The following is an 18,521-nucleotide window of genomic DNA, read 5'->3' as shown; positions in this document are numbered from 1 at the left end:
CCCTGAGCCGGCGGCTTGTGCGGCGGCGCGCCATCGCCAACGCCAGCGCCGTGGTCGCGCGCATCGACCGGGAGAACGGCGGTGCCGCGCGGCCGGTGATGGTGAACGGCAGATCGCTGCCCACGACGGTGCGGTAGTGGCTGAACGCATCAAAGCCCGCCTTGCCGTGGTAGGCGCCCATCCCGCTGCGACCCACCCCGCCGAAGGGTGCCGCGGAGGGGATCATCTGTGCGGCAAAGTCATTCCGCGCCACCCCGCCGCTGCGGGTGCGCTGCACAAATGATCTGAAGTCGTCGTCGTCCGGCCCGAACCAGTACGAGACCAGCGGCGCCGGGCGGGCGTTGACGTAGTCGACGACCTCGGCGAGATGCCGATACGGACGCACGGTCAGCACCGGGCCGAACGTCTCTTCAGTCGCGATGAGCATGCTGTCGTCGACGTCGCGGACGATCGCCGGGGCGATCTTGCGGGTCTGGCGATCCGGCAGCATCTCCCCCGGCGGTGCCACGGACTCGACCAGGGCGCCCTTGGCCCTGGCGTCCTCGATGAGACCGACGACCCGGTCGAAGTTCGCCTCGTTCACTGACGAGCAGTAGTCCGCGTTGGCGACGATGGACGGGAACATCGCCTGCAGCGTGTCGCGCGCGACGCCGACAAAATCCTCCACCCGCTCGGCCGGTACGAACACGTAATCAGGACACACACAGACCTGACCGCCATTGATCATGCGGCCCTGCGTGATCCGGCCGGCCGAGCGGGTGATGTCGGCACTGCGTGAGACCACCACCGGATTCTTCCCGCCGAGCTCCAACGTGACGGGCACGAGGTTGGCGGCCGCGGCCCGCTGGACCAGCGCACCGACCGCCGGCGACCCGGTGAAGAAGAGGTGGTCGAAGGGCAGCGCAGCGAACTCGGCCGACACGGACGCGTCGCCGGTGACGACGTGCAGTTCGGTCGGGTCGAAGTAGTCCGCGGCACGGGTCCGCATCAACTCGGCGGTACGCGGCGTGACCTCCGACATCTTGATCATCACGCGATTGCCTGCCGCGAATGCCGCCGACGCGGGCAGCACCACCAGGTTGAGGGGGAAGTTCCACGGCCCGATGATGCCGACGACCCCGAGCGGGGACGGCTCGACTTCCGCCCTCATCCCGAACATCCGCGCCGCCCGCATCAGTCGGGCCGAGCGCATCCACTGCGGCACATGGGATCTGGTGTGCTCGATGACCGCGATCATGCCCAATACCTCGGTGAACAGCGTTGCGGCGCTCGGACGGGTGCCGAAATCGGCTGCCATCGCCTCAGCGAAGTCGTCGGCACCGTCGAGTACCAGTGCCAGCAGGCGGTCGATCCGGTTGCGCCGCAACACGACGTCGGGCGGACCGTCGGCGACGAACGCCCGCCGCTGACGCTCGAGGGCTTCGTCCGGGGACACGACCATGGGCGATTCCTCCGATTGACGGCCGCCGACTGTACAGGCAGTTACTGTAAGTATTACAGTATCTGCTGTTGCAGACAACCGACTGGAGACGAACCGTGGAAACCCCGGTACAGGACGTGGCGATGGATGAGCCCATCGATCTGCGCGACCCCTATCCGATGTTCGCGCGTCGCCGCGACGGGGGTGGCGTGTTCCGCGGCTCCGTCATGGACTGGTCGAAGACACCCGACTCGTTGAGACCCGAGAATCTTTACGCCGCGGTGTCCTTCGACGCGGTGAACCGGGTGTTCCGCGACGGCAAGGTGTTCAACTCGAAGATCTACGATTCCACCATCGGCCTGTTCATCGGCCCGACGATTCTCGCGATGGAGGGAAAGCCGCACTGGGAGCACCGCAATCTGGTCTCGGCGGCGTTCAAGACCCGGTCACTGTCACGATGGGAACCCGAGATCGTGCGGCCGGTCGTCAACGGTCTGATCGATGAGTTCATCGAGGCGGGCGAAGCGGATCTGGTGCGCGACTTCACCTTCGAGTTCCCCACCCGCGTCATCGCCAGGCTGCTCGGACTGCCGGAGGAAGACCTGCCCTGGTTTCGCAAGCGTGCGGTGGAACTGATCAGCTACACCGTCAAGTACAAGCGCGCGTTCGAAGCCTCCGCGGCGCTGAAAGAGTATTTCCTCGAGCAGATCGACAAGCGGCGGTCGGCGCCGACCGAGGACATCATCGGTGATCTGGTGTCGGCCGAGATCGACGGCGAGCGCCTGACCGATGAAGCGATCTTCTCGTTTCTGCGCCTGCTGCTGCCTGCCGGGCTCGAAACCACTTACCGATCGTCGGGCAATCTCTTGTACCTGTTGCTGTCTCACCGCGAGCAGTTCGATGCGGTGGCAGCCGATCACGAGCTGATCGGCGCGGCGATCGAGGAGGGGCTGCGCTACGAGACGCCGCTGACCACCGTGCAGCGTTACGCGACCGAGGACTCCGAGGTTGATGGCGTGGAGATACCCGCAGGTTCGGTCATCGACGTGTGCATCGGTTCGGCGAACCGCGACGCGCACCGCTGGGAGCGTTCCGAGGAGTTCGACATCTTCCGGAAGAGGATGCCGCATCTGTCTTTTGCAGCCGGTGAACACACCTGCATGGGCCTGCACCTGGCGCGGATGGAGACCCGGGTGGCCGTCGAATGCCTACTCTCCCGGCTCTCGAACATCGAGCTGATCACCGACTCGGACCCGCACATCCACGGCCAGCCGTTCCGGTCCCCCACATCGATCCCGGTGACCTTCACCCCCGCCGCCGCGGAATAGCGTTCCTGGCTGCAGTATCGGGGCAGACCACAGCCATGGCTTCACACCGGCGGGGTCAGCTCTGCCGACGCTCGCGGCGGGCGATGGTCTTCGTCTCGAGATACTGTCCGAACCCCTCGATGCCGCACTGCCGGCCCAGGCCGCTGCTCTTGTAGCCGCCGAACGGCGCGTCGGCGCCGTAGAACATCCCGCCGTTGACGCCGAAGGAGCCGGTGCGAACGCGCCGCGCGATCGACATCCCGCGTTCCGCCGATCGGGACATCACCGCACCCGCGAGCCCGAAGACACTGTCGTTGGCGACGCGCACTGCCTCGTCGTCGTCGTCGAACGGGATCAACACCAGCACGGGTCCGAACACTTCCCGCTGGGCGATCAGGGCGCTGTTGTCGACGCCGACGATCACTGTCGGCGCGACGAAGTGCCCGCCTGCCAAGTGTCCGGGCAGCCCTTCGACCGGCCCGCCGCCCACGGTGATCTCTGCACCGCAGGCCCGCGCTTCGTCGATCGCTGCCAGCACCCGTTCCTTCTGCGCGGCGCTGATCACCGGACCGACGAAGGTGCCGGGATCAACCGGATCCCCTACCGGCACACCCCGGTACGCGTCGGTGATGTCAGCGACCGCCCGGTCGTAAAGAGAGCGATGGATCAGCATCCTGCTGGTGGCCGCACACGCCTGCCCGGCGTGTACACAGACACCCACCGCCGTCGGCACGATCACCGCGGGGTTGGCGTCATCGAGCACGATCGCCGCGGACTTGCCGCCGAGTTCGAGGAACATCCGCTTCATCGTGTCGGCGCCCTGGCGCATCAGCAGCCGGCCGACCGCGGTGGATCCAGTGAACGACATCAGGTCGACGCGCGGGTCGGTGCCCAGCATGCCGGCTACCTCGTTGGAGGGCGTGGTGACCACATTGACGACCCCGCGCGGGATGTCGGTTCGCTCCGCGACGAGCCTGCCGAGCCTGGTCGCGTTCCACGGGGTGTGGGGGTCGGGTTTGAGGACGACGGTGTTTCCGGCCGCCAGCGCCGGGCCGAGCTTGTTGAGGATCACCTCGATCGGGAAGTTCGACGGTGTCACGGCGGCGACGACGCCCACCGGCTCCTTGACGACGGTGCGGATGTTGCGGTCCCCGAACAGTCCGCCGCCGTCGAGCAGCCGTTCCCACTCGAACGCATCGATCAGGTGCGCCGGATAGCGCAGCGACTCGACCAGCGGCCAATCCAGTTGGGCCGACTGCGTCGTGATCACCGGGCAGCCCACCTCGGCGACGAGTTCGTCGCGCAACTCCTCCTGCTCGGCCTCCAACGCGGCCTGCAGTTGCTCGAGGCAGCGCTTGCGCAGCGGTCGATTCGTCGACCAGTCGGTCGTGTCGAATGCACTCCGCGCCGCGGCGAGCGCCCGGTCCATGTCGTCGGGGCCCGCAGCGGCGGTGGTGCCCAGCAGCGCCCCGGTGGCCGGGCCGAAGTTGTCGTACTCCGCGCCGGAGGCCGCCTCGACGAGCTCGCCGGCGATCAGCATTCTGCGCTCGGCGCGCGGACCGACGCGCCCTCCCAACTCGACGCTGGTCTCTGCGGAATCCGCTGCGGCGTCGCTCACCAGCACCTCCGTGGGCGGAAAAGTTCTCGGACGATCAACGGTAAACATTACAGTATCTGAATTCGGCTAAACTCGACTCCCACCAAGCCGTTCGACATCGTCGTCAGAAGGGGATGCACTTGATCAAGGTCATGGAGGGCGTCCGCGTCCTCGAGGTAGCTCAGTTCACGTTCGTACCGGCAGCGGGTGCGATCCTCGCCGACTGGGGCGCCGATGTGATCAAGATCGAGCACCCCATACGCGGCGACACCCAGCGAGGATTCATCAACATGGGCGGGTTCCAGATGGACCCCAACCGGCACCCCCTCATCGAGCACCCGAACCGCGGCAAGCGCAGTGTCGGTATCGATGTGTCGACCCCCGACGGCCAGCAGGTCCTCTACGAGATCGCCGAGACCGCCGACGTCTTCCTCACCAACTACATGCCTCAGGCACGGCAGAAGAACAAGTTCGACGTCGAGCACATCCGCGCGGTGAACCCCGACATCATCTATGCGCGCGGCAGCGCCTACGGCGACAAGGGCCCTGAGCGCACCGTCGGCGGCTTCGACGGGACGGCGTTCTGGACCCGCAGCGGGGTGGGTCACGCGCTCACCCCGGAAGGAATCGGAGGCGCTCTGTCGCAGGGCATTCCGGCATTCGGTGACTCGATCGGCGGAATGAACATCGCCGGCGGGATCGCCGCGGCGCTGTTTCACCGCGAGCGCACCGGCGAGACCGCGGAGATCGACGTGTCCTTGTTGAGCACAGCATGGTGGGCCGCCGGCGCCAGCGTGACGCAGGGAATGGAATCCGGTGAGACGATGCGGTCGTTGATGCCCGATTCGGTGGGTCCCACGGTCAACCCGTTCCTGGGCAACTACCTGACCTCCGACGGCGGCACCATCAATCTGTGCATCGTCAGCCCGACCGGGTACATCCGCGATGCGTTCGAGCATCTCGGACTACCGGAGATGGCCGATGACCCCAGGTTCTCCGAGGTGCTCCCCCGCATCGAGAACGCCTCCGCGGCAGCAGAACTCATCGCCGAATCGATCCGCAGCAAGCCCTTCGACTACTGGCGGGAGCACCTCAAGACCATGAAGGGACAGTGGGCGCCGTTCCAGAGCCTGGTCGATCTCGGAACCGACGAACAGGCCATCGCCAACGACATGATCGCCGAGGTGGAGGCGAGCGACGGCGGGCGGCCCTTCAAGGTGGTCCGCGGGCCGGTGCAGTTCAATCACGAACCGCTGGAGACCACCCGCGCGCCGCAGGCGTCCGAGCACACCGAGACCGTGCTCATGGAGCTCGGGCTGGACTGGGACCGCATCGAGGCGCTCAAGGACAGCGGCGCGATCGCCTAGCCCGCCATCGCCTCGCCTCTCCTCGCCTCGCCTCGCCGGAATTGCATTCCAGCAGATGTCCACTCGAACTTATTCTGCTGGAATGCAATTCCGGCGGGGTGGTTACAGTGCGTCGACGCGAACCGGGACGCCGGTCAACCACGCCATGCCCGACATCGATTCGACGTCGTCGGGGTCACTGGAGGTCAACTGGTTCACGTTGGCGCCGCCGGCTCGATTCGCCAGACGCCAGCCGCCCGTGCCCTTGTGTCCCCACCCGTGCGGCACCGCGATCACCCCGGGCATGATGTCCTTGGTCACCGTGACCGGCACGCTGATCTGGCCGTACGGCGAGCTCACCTGCACCTCTTGGCCGTCGTCGATGTGCAGTGCCGCGGCGTCGTCGATGTTGATCATCCCGTACTGGCGACGATCCCCCCGCATCAGCAGCGGCGAGTTGTGCATCCACGAGTTCTCCGAGCGGGCTTCGCGCATACCGATCATCCGCAGAGGGAACTCGTCGGGATGCGCACCGCGCGACAGCATGGTGATCTCGGCGGCGATGTCGTTGTGCATTAGTTGGATTCGGCCGCGCGGGTAGCTGATGGCCTGCTTGAGCACGCCGGTCGCCAGATGTGGTGCGAGCACCTTCCCGTGCGGATGGCGGTCGGTGAGTCGCCCGAACGTCAAGCCTTCCGGCCGCAGACCGAACCGGTTGCCGCCGCCGGTGAGCCTGATGATCCCGTCGGCCACCACGCGCGGGCCGGCCTCGACTCCGAACCGCTTCAGCAGCCTTCCCGACGCGGCGAGCGCGCGGAACACCGGCGAGTGGCCGCGCAGACGTCGCATCAACTCCCCGATGATCTCCCACTCCTGGCGGGCCTGGCCGACCGGCTTGACTACCGCCTCGGTGGCCTGGCGGAACGGTGTGGCCTGGAAAGCCTGGAACGTCAACGGAAAGTCGTCGCGCTCGTACATCGTCGTCACCGGCAGGATGTAGTCACAGCGCGATGTCGTCTCGGTCAGGTAGAAGTCCAGTGCCACCGAAAGATCGATGGATTCCAATGCATCTTCCAGTTCACTGCCGTTGGGGACCGACAGCACCGGATTGCCTGCGCTGATGAACAACGCTCTGATCTGCCGCTGACCCGGGGTGAGTATTTCCTTGGCCATCAGTGCGGCCGGCTCTGAGCCGATCAGCGCGCGGAACCCGCCGATCCGGGATCGCTTCCGGCGATAGCCGCGGCGCAGGAAAGCCCCCATCATGATGTTGACCAACCGCTGCCCCGGTATGCCCAGGCTGCCGAAGACCGATCCGCCCGGCTTGTCGAGGTTTCCCGCGACCAGGTTGACGACGTCGATCAGGTAGGAGGTCAGCGTCCCGTACCGTCCCGCGCAGGTTCCCAGCCGGCCGTAGATCGCCGCGCGTGGTGTTGCCGCGAGGTCACGAGCCAGCGCGCGCACCACGTCCGCATCGATCCCGGTGAAGGCCTGCGTGAACTCGGGCGTGAACGGTGCTGCCTGTGTCCGAAGCCAATCGAGTCCGTCGGCGTGAGCGGCGATCTGCCCGACGTCGGCCAGACCCTCGGCGAACATCACCTGCAGAAGTGACAGCAGCAGATGAGAATCGGTGTCCGGGACGATCCCGCACCACTCGAACTGGGCCGCGGTCTCGGATCGGCGCGGGTCGATCACCACGACCCGGCCGCCACCCTTGACGATGTCGTGCATCCGGTCTTTGATCCGCGGCGCTGTCAGGAAACTTCCGTGCGAGACGACGGGGTTGGCGCCCATCACGACGAGGAGTTCCGTACGGGTCAAGTCCGGTATCGGTACCGAGATCGGGGTCCCGTAGAGAAGTTGGCTCGCCATCAGCCGGCTGTTGGTGTCCTGCGACGAGGCCGTGAAGAAGTGGGTGCGCCGGCCCAGTCCCTTGATGAACCCGAGCGCCGACAGCACATGGGCATAACTGAAAGCCCCGGGATTTCCGAAATACCAACCGACAGAGCTCGCTCCGTGGTCGCGCAGGGTCGTGGAGAGTCGGGTTGTGATGTCTGCGAGCGCCTCGTCCCAGGACACCGGCTCGAACCCGTCGCCCGTCCGGCGCAGCGGGACCGTGACGCGATCGGGGTCGTTCACCACCTCGGTGAACGCGATGCCCTTCTGACAGGCGAAACCGGACGACAGCGGATGGTCCTTGTCGGGACGTAGTGCGACCAGCGTGCCGTCCTCGACGGTGGCGATCATGCCGCAGAGCGGCTCGCAGATCCGGCAGAACGTCACCTTGTGTTCGACACCGGTCTTGTGTTCGACGCTTCCAGCCATATCGGATCCCCTTTCCAGAGGCGCTATCCGGATAGTCTGATCCGGGTGCGGTGGATTGTCGATGGAATGAACGTGATCGGCTCCCGCCCCGATGGCTGGTGGCGCAACCGGCATCGCGCGATGACGAATTTGGTCGACTGTCTGGAACGGTGGGCGCTGCGCGACGGCGTCGAGGTGACCGTGGTATTCGAGCGGCCCCCGTCGCCGCCGATCGAGTCGTCGGTCATCACGGTGGCGCACCCACCGACCGCGGCCCCGAACTCAGCCGACGACGAGATCGTCAGGATTGTCTCCTGCGATCCGCACCCTGAAGAGATCCGGGTGGCGACGTCGGACCGCGTGCTGTCCGATCGGGTTCGGTCGGCGCGTGCGTCGGTGTATCCGGCCGAACGGTTACGGGAGATGATCGATCCCCGGTGACGTCCTGTAAGGCATCCGGTTGTACCTTCGATAAGTGCGACCATATCCTGCGGCCCGCGACCGCCGCGCACATGACAGGAACGGGACGTGACCGACGCCTACTACGAACTCGTCGATCCCGACGATCCTCTCGGGGAGAAGTTCGCGGCATCCGGCCATGTGGTCAGCACCTGGGGTGCCACGATGCAGAACGCGGCGCCGGTGTCGGCGCTGTTGGTCCGCGCTCTCGAACGGTGCGCGCCGCGTGACGATTCCCGCATCAGTCGCGTTGTCGTGGACCTGCTGGGACCGGTTCCGGTCGCTGACCAACTGTGGGTCCGATCGAGGGTGGAACGACCGGGGACGTTGATCGAGTTGGTCGGCGCCGAGATGATCGCGCCGGGGCCGGGTGGGACCCCACGGCCTGTCGCCAGAGCCAGCGCCTGGCGGTTCCAGCGAAGTGAGGTGGACGGCTTGCCCGTCACCCCGCACGAGCCCCTGCCACCGGTGGCCGAGGGACGACGCCGGCAATTCGATGACAGCGCTGAGCAGACCTATATCCACAGCCTGGATTGGCGGTGGCTCAACGACATCCTCAACAGCGTGCAGGCGGAGTGCTGGGCCAGGCCGTTGGTCGACCTGGTCGCCGGCGAACCCATGACGGCCTGCCAGCAGATATTCGCGGTCGCCGACATCGCCAACGGGATGGGGAGCCGGTTGAATCCGGCCGAGTGGACATTTCTCAACACCGACCTCGCCGTACACATTCACCGGCTGCCCGAGGGAGAGTGGATCGGCGTTCGCTCCGAGAACCATTACGGCCGAGACGGAGTCGGCGTCTCCCGGGGAACGCTCTTTGACGAGATCGGTCCCGTCGAAGCCATCCAGCAGGCGCAACTGGTGCGCCGCCGGACCACCCCGGGCGTTCCCAACTGAGAGGCTTTACCGTAATATTTACCGTTGGCTCATTTCCCGCAGGCCGGATCGTTCGGAGGTACCTCAGATGCACGATGTCGCCATCATCGGCGTGGGATTGCACCCGTTCGGAAGATTCGATGGTAAATCGGCGATGGAGATGGGTGTGGACGCCATCACCGCCGCGGTCGACGACGCAGGCGTGACATGGAACGACATCCAGTTCGGCGTCGGTGGTAGCTGGACCGTGGCCAACCCGGACGCCATCGTCGGCATGGTCGGCCTGTCGGGAATTCCCTTCACCAACGTGTTCAATGCGTGCGCCACCGCCGCGAGCGCCACCAAGGCATGCGCCGACGGAATCCGGTTGGGTGACTACGACATCGGGATCGCGGTCGGCCTGGACAAGCACCCCCGCGGAGCCTTCACCGAAGATCCCGGGCTGGTCGGTATGCCGAGCTGGTACGCCGAGAACGGCCAGTACCTCACCACGCAGTTCTTCGGCATGAAGGCCAACCGCTACCTGCACGAACACGGCATCAGCCACCGGACCCTGGCGAAGGTCGTCAACAAGAATCTCCGCAATGGCGCCCTGAACCCCAACGCCTTCCGGCGCAAGCCGATGGACGAGGACACCATCCTCGACTCCCCCATGCTGAATTACCCTCTGACGCAGTACATGTTCTGCTCCCCCGACGAGGGCGCGGCCGCGGTCGTGATGTGCCGGGCCGGCCTCGCACACCGCTACACCAACAAGCCGGTCTTCGTCCGCGCGGTTGAAGTGCGCACCCGCAAGTACGGCGCCTACGAGGTCAATACCACCTTCGCGCCCGTCGAGGAAGGCGTTGCGCCCACCGTGTACGCCGCCCGCGCGGCCTTCGAGAAGGCAGGCATCGAGCCCGCGGACGTCGATGTGATCCAGTTGCAGGACACCGACGCCGGCGCAGAGATCATCCACATGGCTGAAGCGGGCTTCTGCGCCGACGGCGATCAGGAGAAGCTGATCGCCGACGGCGCCACCGAGATCGGTGGATCGATGCCGATCAACACCGACGGCGGCCTGCTAGCCAACGGCGAGCCGATCGGCGCGTCCGGGCTGCGGCAGCTCCACGAGATCGTCCGCCAACTACGCGGAGAAGCCGGTGACCGGCAGATCCCGGGCGAGCTGAAAGTGGGGTTCGCACAGCTCTACGGCGCGCCGGGGACGGCAAGCGCCACCGTCCTGACGACCTGAGCGAGTTCGGCGCGCTGACGGACCTTCTACGTCGCTCGGCGCCCCGGATTCGCTAAGAAACGTTGGCCGCCGAATAGTTCGGCTTGCCGAGGCCCAGTGCGTACTGCGCGATCATGTTGCGGAACACCTCCAGGGTGCCGCCGTAGATGCCGACCAGCGGCGCGAACCGGTAGACGTACTCGGCTGCGCCGTCGTCGGCGGCCCCGTCGGTACCGATCGGCAGCGCCGACGCCGCACCGAGGATGTCCATCAGGTCCGGTGAGATGTCGCGCATCGTCTGCGCGAGAGCCACCCGACCGAAGATGCTGGGCGCCGACAGCGACGCCTCCGTCCTGGCCACGCTGCGCCCCAGCCGGTAGGCCACCGAGCCGTCGTCGATCAGCCTGCGGCCGTTGGGGTCTGCGACTGTCGATTTCGCCGCGGCCTTGTCGACCGCGGCGGCCATGAAATTGGCCTGATGCATCATGATCGACACGTCCTGCAGGCCGTCGGTCGATGCGTCCACCGCACCGTGCTCGACATTGAGCGGTTCCCGCACCACCGTCCACCCACCGTTGACCTCACCGAGACGGTATCTGTCGTCGACCCGGACGTCGCTGTAGTACACGATGTTGGTGCGGTCGCCGTCCACGGTGCGGATGCCCTGGATCTCGATGCCGGGAGTGTCCAGCGGCACCAGGAACATGGTGAGGCTCTTGTGTTTCGGCGCCGACGGGTCGGTGTTGGTGATGAGGAAGACGTACTGGCAGTTGTGGGCCCCGGTGGTGAACATCTTCGACCCGTTGATGATCCAGCTCGATCCGTCGGCCTCGCGGACCGCCCGCGTCTTGCAGGTCGCCACGTCAGACCCGCCCTCGGGTTCGGTGTATCCGAGGCACATCCGCACGTGTCCGGTGTACACCCGCGGCATCACCTCGTCCCTGAGCTCCTGAGAACCGAACTTCTCCACCGACCGTGCGATCATCGCGGTGGTGCCTGCGGTCACCCACGGCACGTGGGCGCGACGCTTCTCGAGCTCCCAGATGCGGCGCTGCACTCTGGTGAAGGCGCGCTCGGAGTCGGCCTTCCACTCTCGCTCCCAGTATCCCGCGGCGCCGATCGCCAGGTGCACACCCTCGTCGAAGTTGTCGCCCGTCTCGCGGTCGCGCCGCAGCACATCCTCGGTGACGATCTCGTGCAGGAATTCCCGTGTCTGGTCGAGGAATTTCTGGTCGTCATCGTCGAGTTCCACTCGTGAGAAATCCATGATTCAGTTCCGTCCTTCGCGCTCGGCGACGATCTCGGCGATGCGTCGTGCAGTTGCTCCCGGGTCACCGCCGGCGATCGCCCATCCCCTGGCCCGGACCAGATAGGCGGTCGCGGCCGCCTCCGCCGACACTCCGAGCCCACCCTGCACATGGACGGCCATGGTTGCGGCCTTGGCCGCCTCTTCGGCCATGAACACGAAGACCGACGGCGCCAACTCGGCCCGCTCGTCGGGCTCACTGTCGAGGAACCAGGCTGCGCGTCGGGCGAGGTTGCGGCCCCCCTGCACGGTGATGGCGATGTTGGCGAGCGGATGTGAGATGCCCTGCAGGGTGGAGATCGGGACGCCGAGGGTGTACCGCGACTTGGCGAACTCGGCCGCAATGGTCATCGTTTCCTCGACGAGACCGACCAACGCAGCCCCGGTCAGCAACCGCCATTCATCGAGAGCGCGTTGGTATTCGGCGAGTGCGGCGACGCCACTGGCCAGGACGGTCCGGCTGTCGGCGGCGGCGGGGTCCACCCACGCCATCGGCAGCTTGCCGATGTTGTCGACGCGCGCCGGCCGCGAGGCAAAGGTCAACTGCACAACCTCGTCACCGTCACGGACCACGATGTGGTCGGCGATCGATCCGGTCGGGATCAGCCTGACCCCGGACACGCTGTCCTGCTGGGCGTCCAGGCCCACCAGTTGTGTCCCGTTGACCACGTCGGGATCGACGGTGCCGAGTCGGGCAAGCAGACGGCCAGCGCAGACATGGTCGATCCACGGCACCGGCGCCAGCGAACGGCCGATCTCTTCGGCGACCAACGTCAGATCGACCAGCGTTGCTCCGTCGCCGCCGACCGATTCGGGCAGTGCCATCGTCGTTGCGCCCATGACGCACAGACGTTCCCAGAGGCTCTTGTCGAATCCGGATTCCTCTGCGGCACGGACGGTTTCGATGGTACAGCGGGTGCTGAAGAAGTCCTTGTAAGCAGCCTGTAGGGATTGATGATCTTCGGACAGGCTGTAGTCCAGCCTGCGCAATTCGTAGCGGTCCATTGTCAATCGCCTTCCTGCCCGAAGAAGAAACTGTTCGCGTTGTTGTAGAGGTAGTTGTCGAGGACATCGGTCGGCAGATCCAGCGCCAGAGCCTCGGGTACGACCCGGCTCTGCCGCAGCACCGGCCAGTCCGAGGCGAAGATCACCTTGGTCTTTCCACGGGTGCGCATGTAGTGCAGCAGGCTCTCCGGCAGTCGCTTGGGCGACCACGCCGAGGTCATGATGCGCAGGTTCGCGTATTTGATCAACAGCCGGATCGCCACATCCCACCATGGGTCGGCACCGTGGATCATGCAGAGCTTCAACTCCGGGAAACGCACGCATACCCGGTCGAGGTGGATCGGGTTCTGCGCTTCACCGGGGATGGGTGGGCCGGGAAGGCCGGTGTTGACACACAGCGGCAGGGCCAGCTCGGCACACTTGGCGTACAGCGGGTAGTACACCGCATCGCTGGGCGGATACATGCCGTCCCCCCAGAAGCTCGGCCCGACAGCGGCATACGTGATGGGCAGGTCGGCATGGACGGCGGCCAGTTCACGCAGCGCAGGCACCGGACGGAGCAGGTTGATGCCGCCGATCGCGAGAGAGAACCGATCGGGGCGTTCCTCGGCGAACTTGCGCGCGGTGACCGACGGCTTGACCAGGTTGTCCATCAGGATCGCCTTGGCGACGCCGTGTTCGTCCATCTCGTCGAGCAGCGCGGGTAGCTCAACCTGCTCGTAGAGCGACTGCGGTCCCTTGAAATAGTCGTCACGCACCTTGAGCATGAACTCGGGCTGCTTGGCGGTCTCCCCGAAGTGGACGTTGACCAGGCAGTCCATCACGCGCTGCGTCATGGCTGACCTGCCAGGGCATCACTGGGTGCCACCTGGCTTTTCGCCCACCGATAGTCGGCTTTGCCGTTGCCGAGACGGCGCACCTTCTCGACGAAGATGAACTCCTTGGGCGCCTTGAACCTCGCCAGCGCCTCGGTGCACGCCGTGTGCAGCGACTCGGGCGCGACGCTGACCCCGGCGTGTGTCTGCACCAGGGCCACCAGTTCCTGTCCCCACCGGTCGCTGTCGCGCCCGACCACCAGCGCGTCTGCCACCGCGGGATGTGCCCGCAGCACGCCCTCGACCTCCTCGACAAAAACCTTTTCGCCCCCGGTGTTCACCACCAGCGAGTCTCGTCCGAACAACCGCAGGGTCCCGTCGGGCTCCAGGGAGGCGCGGTCGCCGGACACCACCACCCGCTGTCCTTCGATCACCGGGAACGTCGCGCGGGTGGCCTCGGCATCATCGAGGTAGCCCAGTGGAATCCGACCCTTCCGGACCACCCAACCCACCTCGGGGTCGCCGGGTTCGGCGAACCTCGTCATGTCGGCCGACGCCACGGCGCCGCCCTCACGAAGGTCGAAGGTCTCACGGTGCGAACCGCGTTGGTTGTGACCGAAACCCATGTTCCCGGTCTCCGACGATCCGTATCCGTTGATGATGGTCACCTGGGGCAGCTTCTCCAACAACGCACTCACATGCTTGGGATTGGTTGCCGCACCGCCGGTTCCGATTGCATAGATCGACGACAACTCGTAGCTGTTGGCATCGAGTTCCTCGATCAGCGGGGACGCGTAGGCGTCACCGACCATCGTCATCAGCCCGACCTTCTCGCGCTCGGCCGTCTGCCACACCGCCCGCGGGTCGAACTTCGCGCGATCGTCGTACAGCACCACCGGAAGTCCGGCGAGGGCCCCCGAGAACACCGTCCACAGCCCCGCGGCATGCATCAACGGCGACACCGCGAACCACGGCGGTCCTTCGTTCCGGACCACCTTGTCGTGGATCTCGGTCACCGACTCGTGGTCGGCGCCCACCATCGACGAGACGTAGGTGTCGCTCTGGCGCCACAGCACTCCCTTGGGTCGGCCGGTGGTGCCGCCGGTGCAGTACATGATGAGGTCGTCGGGGGTTGTGACGATTCGGTTGTCCGGATCACCCATGACCACCGCGGCATCCAGCGACACCGATCCTGGTAGGGCCACCGCGTCGCTGCCGTCGTCGACGGCGATCATCAGTTCGCAGCCCTCTGGGGGAAGAACGTCGGCGAACTTCTCACCCAGCGCCCTGTGGTACACGACCGCGCGGGGTTTGACGTAGGCCAGAAGGTCGGCCACTTCGCGCGGCGAGTAGTGATGGTTGACGTTCACCGGGACGGTTCGGGCCTTGAGCGCACCCACGACGACCTCCGGGTAGCGGTCGTTGTACATGATCAGCGCGATCCGATCCTGCCCGCACTCCCAGTTCGCCAACTCGTCGCGCCGTCGGTGCGCACCGAAGCCTTTGGCGGCCAGGAAGTTCGCGAACCGCCGGGTGCGCAACGCCATGTCCCCGTAGCTGGTCCGACGCTCACCGCACACCGTCATCGTCCGATCCGGGATGACGTCGGCGATGGCGTCGACGACATCACCGATGGTCCACTCGGCCATCTCAGACGGACGCCGTCACATCAGCACCGATGAGGGTGAGTGCGTTGTCGCGCATCACCTTTCGGGTGTCCTCGTAGCTGAACTGAGGAAACTGCGGGATGTCCGCGGTGAACGTCATCGGGTCGGCCAGCCCCTCCCCGTGCGGCCAGTCCGACCCGAACAGGATCTTGTCGACGCCGATCGTGTCGGCGAGCACCTGCACGTCGTCCTCGTAGTACGGCGCGATCCACACATTGTTGCGCAGCTGCTCGACCGGGTCTTCCTTGTAGTGATACGGCGCGGTGTTGGCCGATTTCTTCAGCCGCTTGATCAGGCGATGCACGAAGTACGAACCATTCTCGATGCTGGCGACCTTGAGCTTGGGATGCCGGGTGAACACCTGGTGGACGACCATCGAGGCCATCGCGTCGTGGATGGCGCGGTCATCGAGCAGCACCTGGTCGAGCGGATCCTTCTTGCCGAAGCCCTCGAACGTCGCCTTGCCGCCCCACAGGGCCGCGATCGCGAGGTAACCGCTGTCGGACAGATGGAACACCACCGGCACCCCGGCTTCGGCCAGCCGGGCCCACACCGGATCGTGCAGCGGATCGCCGAGCGAGCGGGGCTTGACCACCCCGGGCACGGGCGCGGGGCGCACACATATGATCTTGGCGCCCCGGCTCAACACGAACTCGACCTCCTCGACCGCCGTGTCCGGATCGGCCAGCGAGATGATGGGCGCCGACAGGAACCGGTGGTCGGGACGGTCGAAGCCCCAGTCCTCGTCCAACCACAGGTTGAACGCGTGCACCGTGGCCATGGTCGCCTCGATGTCGTGCTTGAGGGCCTCTTCCACACCACACGCGAAGGTCGGCAGCATGAACACCGTCTCGAGGTTCTGCTTGTCCAGGATCTTCAGCCGGGCGTCACGGTTCTGGTACTCGGGATGGTCCGGCAACCGGTCGACCTTCATCAGCGATGCCGGATCGACCCCCTCGGGGATCTCACCGCGGAACAGCAGGTCAAGGCAGCCCGGCTCGATGATCGGATCGAATGTGGGGTTCGGGATGAAGTGGTTGACCACGCCCCCCATGACGGCGAAGGTGCGCTTGCCCTCGGTGAGCATCTGCACACCGCGGCGCTTGAACTCCTTGGGCAGGTGGCGGGTGCACGAGTCGATCGTCTCGTAGTAGTGGTTGTCGACATCGATCGCCCGGTAATCCAGCGGCTGCGGCTCCTGATGCGCAATCCGCTGCGCTTCTTGCTGGTTGCTCATGTGTGCTCCTCCTCGAGCGGTGGGAAGCTGGGCTGTCGCTTCTCGAAGAACGCGGTGATGCCTTCGATGAAATCGGGCCGCCGCATCGACTCGTGCATCAGTTTCTCTGCTGCGGCACTGGTGTCGTGGACGTTTTGCAAAGCGTCGTCGTAGAGCTGCCGTTTGATCACCGCGAGTGAACTCGGCGCGCAGTTGCGGGCCATGTCCTCCGCGTAGGCCAGCACCCGCGGCAGAAGCTCCTCGGGCGGGACGACGTCTTTGACGAGGCCGAGTTCCTTGGCTTCGTCGGCGTAGAAGGTGCGCCCGCTCAGCAACAGGTCCTGCGCGGCGCTCCAGCCGACGATGCGCGGCAGGATCCACGAGATTCCGTACTCGGCGATGAGGCCCCGGCGCGCGAACGCGGTGGTGAACTTGGCGCCCGCCGCGGCGAACCGGATGTCACACATCAGGGCCTGCGTGAGGCCGATGCCGGCGCAGGCGCCGTTGATCGCAGCGATCACCGGCTTGCGTAACTGGGTGACGAAATACGGGTGGCGTTCGCCCACGAGTTTGGTCACGTCGGTGTCACCGCCTGTGTCGGCGCCCCCGATCGTGTCGAGATCGCCCATGTCGGCACCGGCGCAGAATGCGCGGCCCTTCCCGGTGAGCACGATGACCCGGACGTCGGGATCCTCCTCGGCGCGGTCGATGCATCGGTAGAAGGCGGCGGCCAGGCCACCACCCCATGCGTTCATGCGTTCAGGCCGGTTGAGGGTCACCACGGCGACGCCGCTGCCACGGAGTTCGAAGAGCACCGGGCTCTTCGGGTCGGTCTCGGTTTCGGAAACGGTCACTGCGACCTCATCGCCGCATCGGCTCCCTCAAAAGCGGTTCCAACTGGATGTATGCACATACTGTACACCTATCGGTAGCGCCTTCCGCAATACGGTTGAAGCTGTCGGAGATCAGGTTTCGAGCAGGCCGAGACGTTGGTACGCCCGGCGGATCCGGACCTTGGCGGCCTCGGGCAGAACCGCCTGTGGCGGGCGTGATTCGGGGTGGGAACCGACGGGCAGCCCGAGGACCGATGCTGCGTACTTGAACGCTGCGCCCCAATGGGTGAAGTAGTCGGGACGGCCCGGATAGCACGTGTACCAGGAGCCCCGATCGAGCTCGAACTGATCCATGCCGGTCGTGCGCGCGTAGTCCATCGCCTCGATCAGCTTTCCGTCCCACACCAGATTCCAGTACTCCGTGAACAGCCGCCGCTGCGGTGTCTCGAACAGGTAACCCGCAGTGCCCAATTGGGCCGCGCAGACAATTCCGTCGCGCAACCAGCCCGCCCGGTAGACGGTGGTGTCGCACTCCCAGATCAGCATTTCCGGGGCGAGTTCGTGCAATCGCCGGCTGTTCGCCGGACGGAACGCCCCCTCTTTGGTGGCACACACCGCGGGGATCTCGGCGGCGATCCGCGCGCTCTCCTCGGCGGTCAGCACGTAGCCCGACGACGGGGAGTTGAACATGCCGAGGGCGATGTCGGTGCGATCGGCGATGTAGCGGAAGAAGTTCAGCACGCCCTCGCCGCCGTGGCATTCCATCATCGGCGTCTGGATGTAGACGATGTCGGCACCGGACTCCTGTGCGTGCCTGGTGAGTTCAAGACAGTCCTTGGCCGCCGTCGCCGAAGTGCAGGCCTGGATGACGACGTCGGGGTTCAGGGCGCGCGCCTCCTCGATTGCCACCTCGAGCAATCGCTTGCGCTCGTCGATCGTCAGCGCCCAGAATTCCGCGAGACCGCTGACACACCAGAGCATTTCACGCCCGAGGTCCCCGACGCAGTAGCGCACCAGGTTGCGGTACGCGTCCCAGTCGATATCGTCGCCCGCCTCCCCCGCGAAAGGGGTGTACAGCGAGTCACCGATCCCGCGGATCGCGGTCCGTGCCCACTCGCGCGCATCCTCGGCCGTTGCCATGTGTCAGCCCTCTCGAT

At 65.9% G+C, this 18,521-nt stretch carries 15 protein-coding genes; 5 read left to right on the top strand and 10 right to left on the bottom strand.

Annotated features, from left to right (window positions below; all coding sequences use genetic code 11):
• Positions 1-1,441: coniferyl aldehyde dehydrogenase (locus WA965_RS12370; protein WP_526447569.1), on the bottom strand; the 1,441-nt coding region annotated here is incomplete at its 3' end.
• Positions 1,442-1,563: 122 nt separating this feature from the next.
• Between WA965_RS12370 and WA965_RS12365 the strand changes: the two genes are divergently transcribed.
• On the top strand, positions 1,564-2,748 hold the full coding sequence (locus tag WA965_RS12365; RefSeq protein WP_526298642.1) for a cytochrome P450: 1,185 nt from the start codon (positions 1,564-1,566) through the stop codon (positions 2,746-2,748).
• A 55-nt stretch (positions 2,749-2,803) separates the two neighbouring features.
• Here the strand turns inward: WA965_RS12365 and WA965_RS12360 are convergent, their stop codons facing one another.
• Positions 2,804-4,267, bottom strand: a complete 1,464-nt coding sequence (locus WA965_RS12360; protein ID WP_526298674.1) for an aldehyde dehydrogenase family protein — start codon at positions 4,265-4,267, stop codon at positions 2,804-2,806.
• A gap of 209 nt (positions 4,268-4,476) precedes the next feature.
• Between WA965_RS12360 and WA965_RS12355 the strand changes: the two genes are divergently transcribed.
• Positions 4,477-5,691: a CaiB/BaiF CoA transferase family protein gene (locus WA965_RS12355; RefSeq protein ID WP_526298672.1), complete on the top strand. Its 1,215-nt coding sequence runs from the start codon at positions 4,477-4,479 to the stop codon at positions 5,689-5,691.
• 102 nt (positions 5,692-5,793) lie between these two features.
• Here the strand turns inward: WA965_RS12355 and WA965_RS12350 are convergent, their stop codons facing one another.
• Positions 5,794-7,995, bottom strand: coding sequence for a molybdopterin-containing oxidoreductase family protein (locus WA965_RS12350; protein WP_526298640.1), 2,202 nt, complete (start codon positions 7,993-7,995; stop codon positions 5,794-5,796).
• A gap of 45 nt (positions 7,996-8,040) precedes the next feature.
• On the opposite strand from WA965_RS12350, the gene WA965_RS12345 reads away from it, so the two are divergent.
• From WA965_RS12345 to WA965_RS12335, 3 genes are all read left to right on the top strand, one after another.
• The gene (locus WA965_RS12345; protein WP_526298638.1) at positions 8,041-8,415 is read left to right on the top strand and encodes an NYN domain-containing protein; all 375 of its coding nucleotides are present in this window, start codon (positions 8,041-8,043) and stop codon (positions 8,413-8,415) included.
• Between the two features lie 87 nt (positions 8,416-8,502).
• A complete protein-coding gene (locus WA965_RS12340) occupies positions 8,503-9,330 on the top strand; it encodes an acyl-CoA thioesterase domain-containing protein (RefSeq protein ID WP_526298636.1) in 828 nt (275 codons plus the stop codon).
• Positions 9,331-9,397: 67 nt separating this feature from the next.
• The gene (locus WA965_RS12335) at positions 9,398-10,543 is read left to right on the top strand and encodes a thiolase family protein (protein ID WP_526298634.1); all 1,146 of its coding nucleotides are present in this window, start codon (positions 9,398-9,400) and stop codon (positions 10,541-10,543) included.
• Between the two features lie 52 nt (positions 10,544-10,595).
• Here the strand turns inward: WA965_RS12335 and WA965_RS12330 are convergent, their stop codons facing one another.
• From WA965_RS12330 to WA965_RS12300, 7 genes are all read right to left on the bottom strand, one after another.
• Positions 10,596-11,789 (bottom strand): acyl-CoA dehydrogenase family protein, encoded by a 1,194-nt coding sequence (locus WA965_RS12330; RefSeq protein ID WP_526298632.1) that lies wholly within the window; start codon positions 11,787-11,789, stop codon positions 10,596-10,598.
• Between the two features lie 3 nt (positions 11,790-11,792).
• Positions 11,793-12,833, bottom strand: a complete 1,041-nt coding sequence (locus WA965_RS12325; protein WP_526298630.1) for an acyl-CoA dehydrogenase family protein — start codon at positions 12,831-12,833, stop codon at positions 11,793-11,795.
• Between the two features lie 2 nt (positions 12,834-12,835).
• The gene (locus tag WA965_RS12320) at positions 12,836-13,669 is read right to left on the bottom strand and encodes an amidohydrolase family protein (protein WP_526298628.1); all 834 of its coding nucleotides are present in this window, start codon (positions 13,667-13,669) and stop codon (positions 12,836-12,838) included.
• Positions 13,666-15,297 carry an AMP-binding protein gene (locus WA965_RS12315; RefSeq protein WP_526298626.1) on the bottom strand — a complete coding sequence of 544 codons (1,632 nt, stop codon included), beginning with the start codon at positions 15,295-15,297 and terminating at the stop codon, positions 13,666-13,668. The genes WA965_RS12320 and WA965_RS12315 overlap by 4 nt, the downstream gene beginning before the upstream one ends.
• Position 15,298: 1 nt before the next feature.
• Positions 15,299-16,552, bottom strand: a complete 1,254-nt coding sequence (locus WA965_RS12310; protein ID WP_526298624.1) for an amidohydrolase family protein — start codon at positions 16,550-16,552, stop codon at positions 15,299-15,301.
• Complete coding sequence (locus WA965_RS12305) at positions 16,549-17,385, bottom strand: enoyl-CoA hydratase (protein WP_526298622.1); 837 nt, start codon at positions 17,383-17,385, stop codon at positions 16,549-16,551. The genes WA965_RS12310 and WA965_RS12305 overlap by 4 nt, the downstream gene beginning before the upstream one ends.
• A 111-nt stretch (positions 17,386-17,496) precedes the next feature.
• A complete protein-coding gene (locus WA965_RS12300) occupies positions 17,497-18,504 on the bottom strand; it encodes a dihydrodipicolinate synthase family protein (protein WP_526298620.1) in 1,008 nt (335 codons plus the stop codon).
• Positions 18,505-18,521 lie beyond the last annotated feature (17 nt).

Source organism: Mycobacterium sp. (assembly GCF_049683935.1).
Classification (GTDB): Bacteria; Actinomycetota; Actinomycetes; order Mycobacteriales; family Mycobacteriaceae; genus Mycobacterium.
This window is presented reverse-complemented; position numbering and strand designations above follow the sequence as displayed.

Coding starts and splice junctions, on each gene's coding strand:
- WA965_RS12350 (WP_526298640.1), bottom strand. CDS start 7,995: ATGGCTGGAAGCGTCGAACACAAGACCGGTGTCGAACACAAGGTGACG.
- WA965_RS12365 (WP_526298642.1), top strand. CDS start 1,564: ATGGATGAGCCCATCGATCTGCGCGACCCCTATCCGATGTTCGCGCGT.
- WA965_RS12355 (WP_526298672.1), top strand. CDS start 4,477: ATGGAGGGCGTCCGCGTCCTCGAGGTAGCTCAGTTCACGTTCGTACCG.
- WA965_RS12360 (WP_526298674.1), bottom strand. CDS start 4,267: ATGCTGATCGCCGGCGAGCTCGTCGAGGCGGCCTCCGGCGCGGAGTAC.
- WA965_RS12310 (WP_526298624.1), bottom strand. CDS start 16,552: ATGAGCAACCAGCAAGAAGCGCAGCGGATTGCGCATCAGGAGCCGCAG.
- WA965_RS12335 (WP_526298634.1), top strand. CDS start 9,398: ATGCACGATGTCGCCATCATCGGCGTGGGATTGCACCCGTTCGGAAGA.
- WA965_RS12325 (WP_526298630.1), bottom strand. CDS start 12,833: ATGGACCGCTACGAATTGCGCAGGCTGGACTACAGCCTGTCCGAAGAT.
- WA965_RS12300 (WP_526298620.1), bottom strand. CDS start 18,504: ATGGCAACGGCCGAGGATGCGCGCGAGTGGGCACGGACCGCGATCCGC.
- WA965_RS12315 (WP_526298626.1), bottom strand. CDS start 15,297: ATGGCCGAGTGGACCATCGGTGATGTCGTCGACGCCATCGCCGACGTC.
- WA965_RS12320 (WP_526298628.1), bottom strand. CDS start 13,669: ATGACGCAGCGCGTGATGGACTGCCTGGTCAACGTCCACTTCGGGGAG.
- WA965_RS12330 (WP_526298632.1), bottom strand. CDS start 11,789: ATGGATTTCTCACGAGTGGAACTCGACGATGACGACCAGAAATTCCTC.